Source organism: Streptomyces sp. AF1A, assembly GCF_047340315.1.
Classification (GTDB): Bacteria; Actinomycetota; Actinomycetes; order Streptomycetales; family Streptomycetaceae; genus Streptomyces.
In genome coordinates this window covers 1-12,893 of record NZ_JBLEBI010000193.1, presented here as the reverse complement: position 1 = coordinate 12,893, position 12,893 = coordinate 1, and the positions used below count along the sequence as shown (strand labels likewise).

At 72.9% G+C, this 12,893-nt stretch carries 12 protein-coding genes and 1 pseudogene; 9 read left to right on the top strand and 4 right to left on the bottom strand.

Annotation, left to right across the window (positions count from 1 at the left end; translation table 11 throughout):
* Positions 1–101 precede the first annotated feature (101 nt).
* The 4 genes from ACLU3S_RS31735 to ACLU3S_RS31720 form a co-directional block, all read right to left on the bottom strand.
* A complete protein-coding gene (locus ACLU3S_RS31735; protein ID WP_413955426.1) occupies positions 102–368 on the bottom strand; it encodes a hypothetical protein in 267 nt (88 codons plus the stop codon).
* Between the two features lie 167 nt (positions 369–535).
* On the bottom strand, positions 536–763 hold the full coding sequence (locus tag ACLU3S_RS31730) for a DUF3107 domain-containing protein (protein ID WP_413955425.1): 228 nt from the start codon (positions 761–763) through the stop codon (positions 536–538).
* 130 nt (positions 764–893) lie between these two features.
* Positions 894–1,535 carry a TetR/AcrR family transcriptional regulator gene (locus tag ACLU3S_RS31725; protein WP_413955424.1) on the bottom strand — a complete coding sequence of 214 codons (642 nt, stop codon included), beginning with the start codon at positions 1,533–1,535 and terminating at the stop codon, positions 894–896.
* 179 nt (positions 1,536–1,714) lie between these two features.
* Positions 1,715–1,951, bottom strand: coding sequence for a hypothetical protein (locus ACLU3S_RS31720; protein WP_413955423.1), 237 nt, complete (start codon positions 1,949–1,951; stop codon positions 1,715–1,717).
* Positions 1,952–2,150: 199 nt separating this feature from the next.
* Here ACLU3S_RS31720 and ACLU3S_RS31715 point away from each other — a divergent pair, with 199 nt between their 5' ends.
* The 9 genes and pseudogenes from ACLU3S_RS31715 to ACLU3S_RS31675 all read left to right on the top strand — a co-directional run.
* A complete protein-coding gene (locus ACLU3S_RS31715; RefSeq protein WP_413955422.1) occupies positions 2,151–3,167 on the top strand; it encodes an alpha/beta fold hydrolase in 1,017 nt (338 codons plus the stop codon).
* A gap of 8 nt (positions 3,168–3,175) precedes the next feature.
* On the top strand, positions 3,176–4,858 hold the full coding sequence (locus ACLU3S_RS31710) for a DUF3152 domain-containing protein (RefSeq protein WP_413955421.1): 1,683 nt from the start codon (positions 3,176–3,178) through the stop codon (positions 4,856–4,858).
* A gap of 56 nt (positions 4,859–4,914) precedes the next feature.
* The gene (locus ACLU3S_RS31705; RefSeq protein WP_404065299.1) at positions 4,915–5,010 is read left to right on the top strand and encodes an Ms4533A family Cys-rich leader peptide; all 96 of its coding nucleotides are present in this window, start codon (positions 4,915–4,917) and stop codon (positions 5,008–5,010) included.
* A 179-nt stretch (positions 5,011–5,189) separates the two neighbouring features.
* Complete coding sequence (locus ACLU3S_RS31700) at positions 5,190–6,908, top strand: ABC transporter substrate-binding protein (protein WP_413955420.1); 1,719 nt, start codon at positions 5,190–5,192, stop codon at positions 6,906–6,908.
* A 4-nt stretch (positions 6,909–6,912) separates the two neighbouring features.
* Positions 6,913–7,923: an ABC transporter permease gene (locus tag ACLU3S_RS31695; RefSeq protein WP_413955419.1), complete on the top strand. Its 1,011-nt coding sequence runs from the start codon at positions 6,913–6,915 to the stop codon at positions 7,921–7,923.
* Positions 7,920–8,918, top strand: coding sequence for an ABC transporter permease (locus tag ACLU3S_RS31690; RefSeq protein ID WP_413955418.1), 999 nt, complete (start codon positions 7,920–7,922; stop codon positions 8,916–8,918). Before ACLU3S_RS31695 ends, ACLU3S_RS31690 begins: the two co-directional genes overlap by 4 nt.
* Positions 8,915–10,507: a dipeptide ABC transporter ATP-binding protein gene (locus ACLU3S_RS31685; protein WP_413955417.1), complete on the top strand. Its 1,593-nt coding sequence runs from the start codon at positions 8,915–8,917 to the stop codon at positions 10,505–10,507. The genes ACLU3S_RS31690 and ACLU3S_RS31685 overlap by 4 nt, the downstream gene beginning before the upstream one ends.
* A 201-nt stretch (positions 10,508–10,708) precedes the next feature.
* A complete protein-coding gene (locus tag ACLU3S_RS31680; RefSeq protein ID WP_413955416.1) occupies positions 10,709–12,406 on the top strand; it encodes a DUF3492 domain-containing protein in 1,698 nt (565 codons plus the stop codon).
* Positions 12,406–12,893, top strand: a pseudogene (locus ACLU3S_RS31675) (hypothetical protein); the annotation flags it as partial. The gene ACLU3S_RS31680 and the pseudogene ACLU3S_RS31675, both read left to right, overlap by 1 nt.

Sequence of the window (12,893 nt, the reverse complement as noted above, 5' to 3'; positions counted from 1 at the left end):
CTCGACCCCGCACGGCGCGCCGCGCGGTCGAGCCGCATGCCGGCACGCGGCCTGGCGCTCCCGGTGCCGCCCCGTGCGGGTCGGGTCCGAGAAGCCGTTTCCTACGCCGTCGCTGATCGGCGCAGTCTGCCCGCCGGGCGCAGCAGGAGGGACAGGGACGCGGCCGCGATGACGGCGGCGCCGATCAGGCTGAACAGGGGGCTGCCGAGGCCCAGGGCGCTGTGGGTGACGAAGTCGCCGAAAAGGGCTCCGGCGGCGCCCGTCGAGTACACCAGGGGGCGGGCCGGGAGGCGGTGCGCCAGGCCGCGCGTCGCCGCCCACGCGAGGGCGAGACCGAGCACCACCGATCCGAGTGCTTCCAGGATCATCTGCAGGTCCCTCCCACGGCGACGTCTGCCTTGACGGTCGTAGCCCGTCATACCCGTGACCTGCGGATTGCAACCCTCCGCTGTGGAGAAGTCGTGCGCGGACCGTGTGCGTCGCCCATGGCGAGGGGCCCGGCGGCAGGTGCCGCCGGGCCCCTCGCACGACGTCGCTACAGCGTGCCGAAGCCCACCTTGCGCACGGTCGGCTCGCCGATCTCCACGTACGCCAGACGGTCGGTCGGCACGAGGACCTTGCGGCCCTTCTCGTCCTGGAGGCTCAGCAGCTGCGTCTTGCCCGAGAGCGCGTCGTTCACCAGGCGCTCGACCTCCTCGACGCTCTGACCGCTCTCCAGAACGATCTCGCGGGGCGCGTGCTGCACGCCGATCTTGACCTCCACGGCTATGTCCCTCCGACGGTCAGTGATGTGCGCGATCTTCCGCGCCGTACCCAGCACACATTAGCCCGGTGAGGGGAGGTACACGCTGCGGGCCGGAACGCCAGGAGCGAACAGCACGCCCGCATGGCCGTCAGTGGTGGTCGGTGCCGTGCAGCGGGAAGCCCGCGATGCCCCGCCAGGCGAGCGACGTCAGCAGCTGCACCGCCTGTTCGCGCGGGACGCTGCGGTCGCTGTGCAGCCAGGAGCGGGCCACCACCTGCGCAAGCCCGCCGAGGCCGGAGGCCAGCAGCATCGACTCCGCGCGCGAGAGGCCGGTGTCCTCGGCGATGACGTCGCAGATCGCCTCGGCGCACTCGTTCGTGACCTTGTCGACGCGCTCGCGCACCGCTGGCTCGTTCGTCAGGTCGGACTCGAAGACCAGGCGGAAGGCGCCGCCGTCGTCCTCGACGTAGGCGAAGTAGGCGTCCATGGTCGCCCGGACGCGCTGCTTGTTGTCGGTCGTCGACGCCAGTGCGTTGCGCACCGCCTGGATCAGTGACTCGCAGTGCTGGTCCAGCAGGGCCAGGTAGAGGTCGAGCTTGCCGGGGAAGTGCTGGTAGAGCACCGGCTTGCTCACACCCGCGCGCTCGGCGATGTCGTCCATCGCCGCCGCGTGGTAGCCCTGTGCGACGAAGACCTCCTGGGCCGCGCCCAGCAGCTGGTTCCGTCGGGCTCGGCGCGGCAGCCGCGTGCCGCGCGGGCGTGCTGCCTCAGTTTGCTCGATGGCTGTCACGCCGCCTCCCAAAGTCGTCCACATGCGGTGTCGGGCCGCGCGGCCATCGTACTTTTCGGTAACCGTGGTGTGCGCGGTGCGAGCGCAGAATTTCACGTACCGGACGGTGACGAAAGCCGCAGAGCGGACCCTGCCCGGGCCGGGGAGCTCCCGGGCGCGGCCGCGGGAGTCCGGAGAGGTCAGCGGTAGTCGTCCTCGTCGAGCGAGACCACGCGCGCCTGTTCGACGAGATCGGCCTCGTTCGCCCGGTCCGGGTCCACTCCTGTCAGGGGGTCGTCGCGGTCGGGCTTGATGTCGGTGTGCTGCTCCGCGGCATCCCCCTCGGGGGCCTCGACGTCGAGCTCCGGGGCCGCCTCGGCGTCCAGGTCCTCGAGCGCGTCGGGCAGCGCGTCGGGCTCGGTGGGGTCATAGGTCATGGTGGGCTCCCTTCCTACGAACGTCCCTGGAACAAGCAGGGGCCACACGCGGGTGCCCTTTGTACGAGCCTATGAGACACCTGATGCGGACGCCATGGCATGTGTGCCCGTTCGCCGGCCGGGTCTGCGCGGCGGAGCGTCGCATTCTGTGACGGCGAACACATGAGCCACGGACGTGATCACCTCGTAACATTGCCGCATGCCTTCGACCGAGTCGCCTTCCGTGTCGGCCGCCAGTGTGCTCCCCAGGGTGGCGCCCGTCCGGGTCGGTGAGGGGGAGCGGCTGCGGTCGGTGAGACTGCCCGGAGTCACTCTGTCGATCCGTTCCCGGCCCCCGGTGCGCGAGGGGCTGCCGCCCGCGCTGTACGTCCACGGCCTCGGCGGCTCCTCGCAGAACTGGTCCTCGCTGATGGCCGAGCTGGACGGCGCCGTGGACAGCGAGGCGGTCGACCTGCCGGGCTTCGGCGACTCCCCGCCCCCGGACGACGGCGACTACTCCGTCACCGGGCACGCGCGCGCGGTGATCCGCCATCTCGACGCGGCCGGCCGCGGCCCGGTCCACCTCTTCGGCAACTCGCTCGGCGGTGCCGTCACCACGCGCGTGGCCGCCGTACGCCCCGATCTCGTGCGCTCGCTCACGCTGGTCTCGCCCGCCCTGCCGGAGCTGCGGATCCAGCGCACCGCGGTCCCGACGGCACTGCTCGGCGTGCCCGGTGTCGCCGCCCTCTTCAACCGGTTCACCAAGGAGTGGACGGCCGAGCAGCGGGTGCGCGGGGTCATGGCGCTGTGCTACGGCGACCCCGGCCGGGTCACGGAGGAGGCGTTCCGGCACGCCGTCGACGAGCTGGAACGGCGGCTGCAGCTGCCGTACTTCTGGGACGCGATGGCCCGCTCCGCGCGCGGCATCGTCAACGCCTACACGCTCGGCGGGCAGCACGGGCTGTGGCGGCAGGCCGAGCGCGTGCTCGCCCCGACCCTGCTCGTCTACGGCGGCCGGGACCAGCTCGTCGGCTTCCGCATGGCCCGCAAGGCCGCCCGCGCCTTCCGCGACTGCCGTCTGCTGTCCCTGCCGGACGCCGGGCACGTGGCGATGATGGAGTACCCGGACGTGGTGGCCACGGCGTTCCGGGAGCTGATGGCGGAGGCGGGTGACGCGGACGCCGGCGGCCGTCGGGCCGCCGAGGCCGATCGCGTCGGCACGGAAGCGGGGAGCTGAGGGACAGCGTGGGACGCCACAGCCGCCGCGGACCGGCCCCCAAGGACGCCTCCAGGGACATACCAGCGAGCCGAGCGGAACGCCGACGCCCGGCGCCGGGTGGAGACCGGGGCGCTGCGGGCTCCGGCCTGGCCTCCCCCGGCGGAGACCAGCTCGCAGGAGGCTCCGGCCCGGCCGCCGACCCCATTGGCCCGCCCGGCACTCCCGGACCGGCCCAGCCCGGGTTCCCGGGACAGCGCCAGGGCCCGCCCGGCCGTGCGGCCGGCCCCGCGCCGCGCGGCCCGCAGGCGGCCACCGGCTTCCGGCCATCGGGCCCACAGGGGACGCCCGGCTTTTCGGCGCGTGGTCCGCAGGGGGCGCCAGGTCTTTCAGGGCGTGGTGTCCCGCGTCTGCCCGATGGGACTCCGGCTCACGGTGTCCCGCGTCTGACGGACGGTACTCCTGCTCGGGGTGTGCCGCGGTTCGCCGACGGTACGCCTGCGCACGGCGTTCCGCGTCTGCCTCATGGCGCCCCGGCGCCCGGTACGGCGCTCCCTGATGGCAGCCCCGCGCGCGGGGTGGCCGGTTTCGGCAGTGGTGGGGTGGCCCGTGGCGGGCATCCCGAGCAGCGGGAAGCCGGCGGGGGCTGGGGGGACTTCGCCGGGCGGGCCGGTGCCGGCGGGCCGGGTGCGGTGCTTCCGCGGCAGCGGCAGGCGCCGTCGGCCGAGCGCGGCCCCCGGCAGGAGTACCTCGAAGCCTTCCAGGGCGGCGACCTCGAGGACATCGACGTCTTCGCGTCCCGCCAGGGCACCGCGCCCCGGCCGCGGCAGGAGCGGCCGGCCGAGGCCGACGCACCCCAGTCCGATCAGCAGCCGCAGGCCTCCGACGAGGGCGGCGTCCGTGTGCCCGCTCAGCGGAGCGGCGGCAAGGGGCGGGCCTACACCGGTATCGCCGCGGCCGCCGTCACCACCGTGCTCGCGGTGGTCGTCGCCGGGCAGGTGGCCGACGGGCCGGACGGCGGCGCCGCACAGTCCCGGTCGGCCACCGACCAGGCGCGGGACGCCCGGACGTCCGGCCCCGGCAGTCCCTCCACCTCGGTGAGCGCGGCGCCCCTGACGTACGAGCAGAAGATGGACCGGACGTATCCGCTCGCCGCCGCGCTCAAGGGCTCCGGGAAGTTCGAGACCGTCCCCGGCTTCGACAAGGCTCCCGGCACCGGGCGGAAGTACCGGTACCGCGTCGACGTCGAGCAGGGCCTGGGGCTGGACGGCGCGCTGTTCGCCGAGGCCGTGCAGAAGACGCTGAACGACGACCGCAGCTGGGCCCATGACGGCGCCCGCACCTTCGAGCGCATCTCCTCCGGCAAGCCCGACTTCGTGATCACCCTGGCCAGTCCCGGCACCACCGCCACGTGGTGCGCGAAGTCCGGCCTGGACACCACGGAGGACAACGTTTCCTGCGACTCGGCCTCCACCGAACGAGTGATGATCAATGCGTACCGGTGGGCTCAGGGAAGCAAGACGTACGGCGACAAGATCCACGCGTACCGGCAGATGCTGATCAACCACGAGGTGGGCCACCGGCTCGGTCACGGCCATGTGACCTGCCAGAAGGACGGCGAGCTCGCTCCCGTCATGCAGCAGCAGACCAAGTTCCTCGACCATGACGGAATCCACTGTCTGCCCAACCCGTGGCCCTATCCCAGGAGTTGACGGCCGCCGTTCATGTCGGATTGACATGAGCGGCACGGTCGTTCATATTTCTGCCCATGTGGTCTAGTCATGCCGTCTCCAGCAGCGCCGCCATCGAGCTGGCGCTCATCGGCGTGACCGCACTCTGCGTGGCCGACATCCACTGTCGCTGACGCCGCCCCTGGCGTTCGCGTCGCGACTGTTCCTCTCTTTTCGCCTGTGACCTCCGTCACGGCCTTCCGACGACCCGGCGCCTGGGCCGACGACTGCCCACAGTCGTCTCACTCCTCGTCCATCCGTCTCACGTTTCGAGAAACCCTCGATCGACGTTCACCGAGAGGTCGTCATTCCGATGCGTCAACCGTCCGTCATAGCGCGCCGCGTGGCAGCGGCATCCGTCGGCCTGATCGTGGCAGCGGGCGCCGCCGCCTGCGGCCCGAAGGACAACGATGCCAAGAACTCCGGTGGCGACTCCGCGCCCCACAAGGGCGGCACGCTCACGGTCCTCAACTCCGAGCCGCAGACCGACTTCGACCCCGCCCGCCTCTACACCTCCGGCGGCGGAAACGTTCCCTCCCTGGTCTTCCGCACCCTCACCACGCGCAACCGCGCGAACGGCGCGGCCGGCGCCAAGGTCGTGCCCGACCTCGCCACCGACACCGGCCGCCCCAGCAAGAACGCGACCGTCTGGACGTACACCCTGAAGAAGGGCCTGAAGTACGAGGACGGCACCCCGATCACCTCGGCCGACATCAAGTACGGCATCGAGCGCTCCTTCGCCCCGGAACTCTCCGGCGGCGCTCCCTACCTGCGGGACTGGCTGGTCGGTGCCGCCCACTACCAGGGGCCGTACAAGGACAAGAAGGGCCTGGACGCGATCGAGACGCCGGACAGCCGGACCATTGTCTTCCACCTGAACAAGCCCGAGGGCGAGTTCCCGTACCTGGCCACGCAGACGCAGTTCACGCCGGTGCCCAAGAGCAAGGACAACGGCACCAAGTACGAGGAGCACCCGGTCTCGTCCGGCCCGTACCGGGTCGTCAAGAACGAGAACGACGGCGAGCACCTGGTCCTCGCCCGCAACACGCACTGGTCGGCGGCCACCGACGACCAGCGCAAGGCCTACCCGGACACCATCGACGTCCGCTCCGGCCTCGACTCCTCGGTGATCAACCAGCGGCTGTCCGCGTCCCAGGGTGCGGACGCCGCCGCCGTCACCACGGACACCAACCTCGGCCCGGCCGAACTCGCCAAGGTGACCGGTGACAAGGAGCTGGCCGCGCGCGTGGGCACCGGACACTTCGGCTACACCAACTACATCGCGTTCAACCCGACGGTGAAGCCGTTCGACAACCCCAAGGTGCGCGAGGCGATCGCCTACGCCGTCGACCGGTCCTCGGTCGTCAACGCGGCCGGCGGCAGCGCGCTCGCCGAGCCCGCCACCACCTTCCTGCCGGACCAGAAGTCCTTCGGCTACACGCCGTACGACCCGTTCCCGGCCGGTGCCTCCGGCAACCCGGCGAAGGCCAGGGAACTGCTCGCGCAGGCCGGTCACCCGCACGGGCTCACCGTGACGCTGACCCACTCCAACGCCAAGGACTTCGAGACCAGCCCGGAGATCGCCACCGCGATCCAGGACGCGCTCAAGAAGGCCGGCATCACGGTCAAGCTGCAGGGCCTGGAGGACAACGACTACCGGGACACGATCCACAGCGTGAAGACCGAGCCCGGCTTCTTCCTCGCCCACTGGGGTGCCGACTGGCCGTCCGGCGGTCCCTTCCTCGCCCCTATCTTCGACGGCCGGCAGATCGTCAAGGACGGCGCGAACTTCAACACGGGCCTGCTCAATGACACGTCGGTCAATGACGAGATTGACGCGATCAACAAGTTGACCGACCTTGACGCCGCCGCCAAGCGCTGGGGGGCACTGGACAAGACGATCGGCGAGAAGGCTCTCGTCGTGCCGCTGTTCCACCCGGTCTACAAGCGTCTGTACGGCAAGGACGTCAGGAACATCGTCATCAGCGACTGGACCGGCGTGCTGGACGTCTCCCAGGTCGCGGTGAAGTGACGCCGTGAGCGAGGCACTTGTCGCCGTCGAGGCCGCCGGTACGGACCCGTCCGTACCGGCGGCCTCGGGGGCCCGTCAGTTCTGGCGGCGGCTGCGGGCGCAGCGCGCCGCCCTGGTCGCCGCGGCCGTCGTCGCGCTGCTCGTCGTGGTCGCCCTCGCCGCGCCGCTGCTCACCGCGATCGAGGGCCAGGACCCCACCACCTACCACCCCGCCCTGATCGACTCCGCACGCGGGGGCGTGCCCGTCGGCTCCCTCGGCGGCATGAGCGCCGACCACTGGCTCGGCGTCGAACCGCAGACCGGGCGCGACCTGTTCGCGAGGCTGGTGTACGGGGCGCGGGTGTCGCTCGGGGTCGCGCTGGCGGCGACGGTGGTCCAGGTCGCCATCGGTGTCGCGGTCGGCGTGGGCGCGGCGCTCGGCAATCGATGGGTTGATCAACTGTTGAGCAGGGCCACCGACGTCATCGTTGCGATGCCCCTGATGATCATGTCGTTGTCGCTGCTCGCGATCGTGCCGTCCAGCTTCCCGCGTCCCGTCCTCGTCACGCTCGTCATCGGCCTGATCGCCTGGGGCAACATCGCGAAGATCGTGCGGGCCCAGACGCTCACCCTGAAGGGGCTCGACTACGTCTCCGCCGCCCGTCTGAGCGGGTGGGGCGGCTGGCGGGTCGCGCGCCGCGAGCTGCTGCCCGGCCTCGCCGCGCCCGTCATCACGTATTCCGCGCTGCTGGTGCCCGCCAACATCTCCGTCGAGGCGGCGCTGTCCTTCCTCGGCGTCGGCGTGAAGCCGCCCACCCCGTCCTGGGGGCAGATGCTGACCGCCGCGGACGTCTGGTACCAGGCCGCGCCCCAGTACCTGCTGCTGCCGGCCGGCGCCCTGTTCGTCACCGTCCTCGCCCTCACCGTCCTCGGCGACGGCGTGCGCACCGCCCTCGACCCGCGCGCCGCCTCCCGCCTGCGCGTCGGCACGGGCCGCAAGGACTCCGGCACCACGCGGAAGGAGGCGTCCGCATGAGCGGCTTCGGCGGATTCGTGCTGCGCCGCGCCGTCGGCACCGTGGTCACCCTGCTTGCCATCTCGGTGATCGTCTACGTCGTCTTCTACGCCACCCCCGGCAACGTCGCCCAGATCACCTGCGGTCCGCGCTGCTCGCCGGAGCAGGTGCACCAGGTCGCCCAGCAGCTGAGGCTCGGCGACCCGCTGTACCTGCGCTACTGGCACTTCCTGGAGGGCCTCGTCGTCGGCCAGGACTACTCCACGGGCACCTCGGTCGTGCACTGCGCCGCGCCCTGCCTGGGGCAGTCGTACCAGACCGGCCAGCAGGTCCTGGACATCATCCTCGCCAAGCTGCCGGTCAGCCTCTCACTCGTGATCGGCGCCATGGTGCTGTGGCTGCTGCTCGGCGTCGGCACGGGTGTGCTGTCCGCGTGGCGCCGCGGCCGGGTCAGCGAGCGCGTGCTGACCGCCGTCACCCTCGCGGGCACGGCCACGCCCGTCTTCGTCATCGGCCTGGTGCTGATGATCGTCGTCTGCGGCGAACTGCAGCTGCTGCCCTTCCCCCAGTACGTGAACTTCACCGACGACCCCGAGCAGTGGGCCTGGAACCTGCTGCTGCCGTGGCTCTCGCTCGCCCTGATCGAGGCGGCCGCGTTCGCCCGTCTCACGCGTGCCGCGATGCTGGAGACCCTCGCCGAGGACCACATCCGCACCTTCCGGGCGTACGGCGTCGCGGAGCGCTCCGTGGTCGGGCGGCACGCGCTGCGCGGCGCGCTGGCGCCGGTCATCGCGCTGAACGCCAACAACGTCGGCTCCGCCGTCGGCGGCGCCGTGCTCACCGAGACGCTGTTCGGGCTGCCCGGCATCGGCCAGGAGCTGGTGCACGCGGTGAAGGTCGTCGACCTGCCGGTGGTCGTCGGCATGGTCCTGGTCATCGGTTTCTTCGTGGTCCTCGCCAACGCCGTCGCGGACGTGCTGTACGCGGTGGCCGACCGACGGGTGGTGCTCGCATGAGCCTGGTGGAAGTGACGGACCTGAGCGTCGAGTTCGGCTCCCTGCGGGCCGTGGACGGGCTCTCCTTCCGGCTGGAGAAGGGCGCCGCCCTGGCCCTGGTCGGCGAGTCCGGCTCCGGCAAGTCCACCGTGGCGGGCGCTCTGCTGGGCCTGCACCGGGGCACCGGGGCGCGGGTGGGCGGCTCGGTCCGGGTGGCCGGCACCGACGTGCAGGCGGCCTCCGAGGAGGAGCTGCGGCGGCTGCGCGGCGCGCGGGCCGCCATGGTCTTCCAGGACCCGCTGTCCTCGCTCGACCCGTACTACGCGATCGGCGACCAGATCGCCGAGGTGCACCGCGTGCACGCGCGCGTGTCGCGCCGCGCCGCACGCGCGCGTGCCGTCGAGGTGCTGGACCGGGTCGGCATTCCGGACGCGGCCCGGCGATCCCGCTCCCGTCCGCACGAGTTCAGCGGCGGCATGCGCCAGCGCGCGCTCATCGCCATGGCCCTCGCCTGCGAGCCCGACCTGCTGATCGCGGACGAGCCGACCACCGCGCTCGACGTCACCGTCCAGGCCCAGATCCTCGACCTGCTGCACACGCTGCGCGCGGAGACCGGCATGGGCCTGCTGCTCGTCACCCACGACGTGGGCGTGGCCGCGGAGAGCGTCGACGACGTGCTGGTCATGCGACACGGCAGGGCGGTCGAGCACGGTGCGGTCGGCACGGTCCTCGGGGCGCCCCGCGAGACGTACACCCGTGAACTCCTCGACGCGGTCCCGCGCCTGGACGCCCGCCGCACCGGCTCGCCGGCCTCCGGCGAGGTCGTGCTGGAGGCCGTCGGCCTGCGGCGCGAGTTCGGGCGCGGCAAGCAGCTGCTCGCCGCCGTGGACGACGTCTCGCTGACCGTCCGCCGCGGCGAGACCGTCGGCGTGGTCGGCGAGAGCGGCAGCGGCAAGACCACGCTCGGCCGCATGCTGGTCGGGCTGCTGGAGCCGACGACCGGCGAGGTCCGCTACGAAGGGCGCAGGAGCGCGGGCGTGAACCCGGCCGTCCAGATGGTCTTCCAGGACCCCGTCTCCTCCCTCAACCCCCGCCGCAGCGTGGGCGAGTCCGTCGCCGACCCGCTTCGCGCGCGCGGAGAGCGCGACGAGGAGCGCATCCGGGAGCGCGTGGCGCAGCTGCTGGAGCGCGTCGGGCTCGAAAGGGCGCACTACGACCGCTACCCGCACGAGTTCAGCGGCGGCCAGCGCCAGCGCATCGGCATCGCCCGCGCGCTCGCCGCCGAGCCGCGCGTCGTCGTCTGCGACGAGCCCGTCTCCGCGCTGGACGTCACCACACAGGCACAGGTGGTCGCCCTGCTCGGCGAACTCCAGCGGGAACTGGGCCTCGCGCTGGTGTTCATCGCGCACGACCTCGCCGTCGTCCGGCAGGTCAGCGACCGGGTCGCGGTGATGCGCCGGGGCCGGCTCGTGGAGTACGGACCGGCCGACGAGGTGTACGACAGTCCGCGCGAGACCTACACCCGCCAGCTCCTGGCCGCCGTACCGGCGCTCGACCCCGAACTGGCCGCCCGGCGGCGCGCAGCCCGCCGGGGACCGACGGCGGCGTAACGTTTCGTGCTCGGGTGATCGCTCGCTGAGTCCTTAGCGTCGCTGAACGCCACCCGCACGCGAAAGTTACGACCGTTCACCCCTTTTGGTGGTGCGACGGACAACCGTCCGTCGCACCCCCGCCTTGTCCCCTTACGTTCGTCCCGCTGCGAGCCGCCGGGACCAAGGCGGCTCCCGGGACGGGAGATCGGGGGTGCACACATGCGCCTGGCACTGCTGACGCACGGCGGCTACCCGTATGTGGGCGGTGACGCCGGACTCTGGTGCGACCGGCTCGTGCGCGGGCTCGCGCAGCACGAGTTCGACATCTACGCGCTCAGCCGCAGCCGGCACCAGGAGGACCAGGGCTGGATGCCCCTCCCGCCACAGGTCGGCCGGGTCCGTACGGCGCCCCTGTGGACGGCGGAGACCGACGGGGTCGCGTACGGGCGGCGCGCGCGCCGGCGCTTCGCCGAGTGCCACGGCGACCTGGTCGACGTGCTCTGCGCCGCGACCGGCCCCGCCGCTACCGCACAGGACGCCCTGGCGGACCGTTTCGCCAACGCGTTGTACGGCCTCGCCGAACTCGCCCGGGAGCAGGGCGGACTCGTCGGCGCCCTGCGCTCCGACAGCGCCGTACGCACCCTGGAACGCGCCTGCCGCGCCCCCGGAGCGCCGCGCACGGCGCGCGAGGCCCGCGTCCCCGACCTGCTCGCCGTCGCCGCACACCTCGAACGCGCCCTGCGCCCGCTCTCCCTCGACTGGTACGGCGACGACGGCCTCGGCGCGGCCGACCTCTGCCACGCCACCGCCGGCGGCCCCGCGGCCCTGCCCGGACTGCTGGCCCGGCACTTCTCCGAGGTGCCCCTGCTGGTCACCGAGTACGGCGTGCAGCTCCGCTCGCACTATCTGGCCCTCGGCGCCGATGCCGCCGCCCCCGCCGTACGTGCCCTGCTCGCCGCCTTCCACGGCCGGCTCACCGCCGAGGTCTACCGCCGGGCCGAGATCCTCACGCCCGGCAACGCGCACGCCCGCCGGTGGCAGGAACACTGCGGCGCCGACCGTTCCCGCATCCGCACGGTGTACCCGGGCATGGAGGCCGACCACTTCACGGAGATCGGCGAATCCCCGGACCGCGCCGACCCGGACACGCTGGTCTGGGTCGGCCGCGTCGAACCCGCCAAGGACCTGATCTCGCTGCTCCACGCCTTCGCGGAGGTCCGCAAGGAGGAGCCCAAGGCCCGCCTGCGGATCGTCGGCGCGCCCCTGGGCGCCGAGGGGGAGGCCTACCTCGGGCACTGCCGGGCGCTCGCCGCCCAGCTCTTCCCGGACGAGGCGGACGGCGCGCACGCCGTCGGCGACAACCCGGTCTCCTTCGAGGAGATCGGCGGCCCGGAGGTCCCCACCCCGGCCGACGCGTACGCGGCCGGCGCCGTCGTCGTGCTCTCCAGCGTGGTCGAGGGCTTCCCGCTCGGCCTCATCGAGGCCATGTTCTGCGGCCGGGCCACCGTCTCCACGGACGTCGGCGCGGTGGTGGAGGTCATCGGCGGCACGGGACTCGTCGTGCCCCCGCGCAACCCACGGGCGCTCGCCGAGGCGTGCGTGGCGCTGCTGCGCGACCCCGAGCGCCGTGAGCGCCTCGGCGCCGCGGCACGCGCCCGCGCGCTCGAACTGTTCACCGTCGAGCAGAACATCGCGGCCTTTCACGGCATCTACCTGGAGATCGTCGCGCGCTGCCCGGTGCGCCGGGTCGTCCTCGACGAGGCCGGCGAGCCCCTGCCGTTCGCCACGCCCCCCGAGTCCCACGTCCCCGGCCGCTGGACCGGTCCCACGGCCCGCGTCCTGCCCCGGGGCATCCCCGGCTGGGCCGCGGGCCAACCGGTCCGGGCCACGCCGATCGCGGCGGGGGAGGGGGCGTGATGGGCGAGGTGAGCGAACTGAGCGGGCCGGACACCCCGGGGACGGCCGCCGATGCCGACGCACGCGACGCGCGGTCGGGGCAGTGGCCGGAGTCCGCCGAGGCGGCCGACGCCGACGCACCGGCCGGACGGGGCGACCGGTCCGAACCCGCGGCGGCTCGGTCCGACAGCGGCCGCCGCACCACTCCTCGGCGCGGAGCCGTCGACCCGGTGAAGGCGCTGCTGCACCGGCACCGGGAACTGTGCGAACAGGCCGTGGACCCGCTGGAGATCGCCGCCGGGCTGGAGGCCCACGGCATCACCGACCGCACCGCCGCCCGCTTCCGCCACCGCGACGTCTTCTCGCTCGCCGAGGAGCTGTACGCGCGCGTGCCGCGCCACGGCGATCCCCGTCCGGAGCCCCGGCCGCTGCCCGTGCCCCGCGTCCGCCCCGGCTGGGTCCTGCTCACCGCCCTGCCCGGCGCCGTCGGCGCGGCCACGGTGGCCGG

Bases quoted from the DNA above. Each gene is read 5' to 3' on its own strand.
- ACLU3S_RS31735 (WP_413955426.1), bottom strand. From the start codon at position 368: ATGATCCTGGAAGCACTCGGATCGGTGGTGCTCGGTCTCGCCCTCGCG.
- ACLU3S_RS31720 (WP_413955423.1), bottom strand. From the start codon at position 1,951: ATGACCTATGACCCCACCGAGCCCGACGCGCTGCCCGACGCGCTCGAG.
- ACLU3S_RS31715 (WP_413955422.1), top strand. From the start codon at position 2,151: ATGCCTTCGACCGAGTCGCCTTCCGTGTCGGCCGCCAGTGTGCTCCCC.
- ACLU3S_RS31705 (WP_404065299.1), top strand. From the start codon at position 4,915: ATGTGGTCTAGTCATGCCGTCTCCAGCAGCGCCGCCATCGAGCTGGCG.
- ACLU3S_RS31700 (WP_413955420.1), top strand. From the start codon at position 5,190: ATGCGTCAACCGTCCGTCATAGCGCGCCGCGTGGCAGCGGCATCCGTC.
- ACLU3S_RS31690 (WP_413955418.1), top strand. From the start codon at position 7,920: ATGAGCGGCTTCGGCGGATTCGTGCTGCGCCGCGCCGTCGGCACCGTG.
- ACLU3S_RS31685 (WP_413955417.1), top strand. From the start codon at position 8,915: ATGAGCCTGGTGGAAGTGACGGACCTGAGCGTCGAGTTCGGCTCCCTG.
- ACLU3S_RS31680 (WP_413955416.1), top strand. From the start codon at position 10,709: ATGCGCCTGGCACTGCTGACGCACGGCGGCTACCCGTATGTGGGCGGT.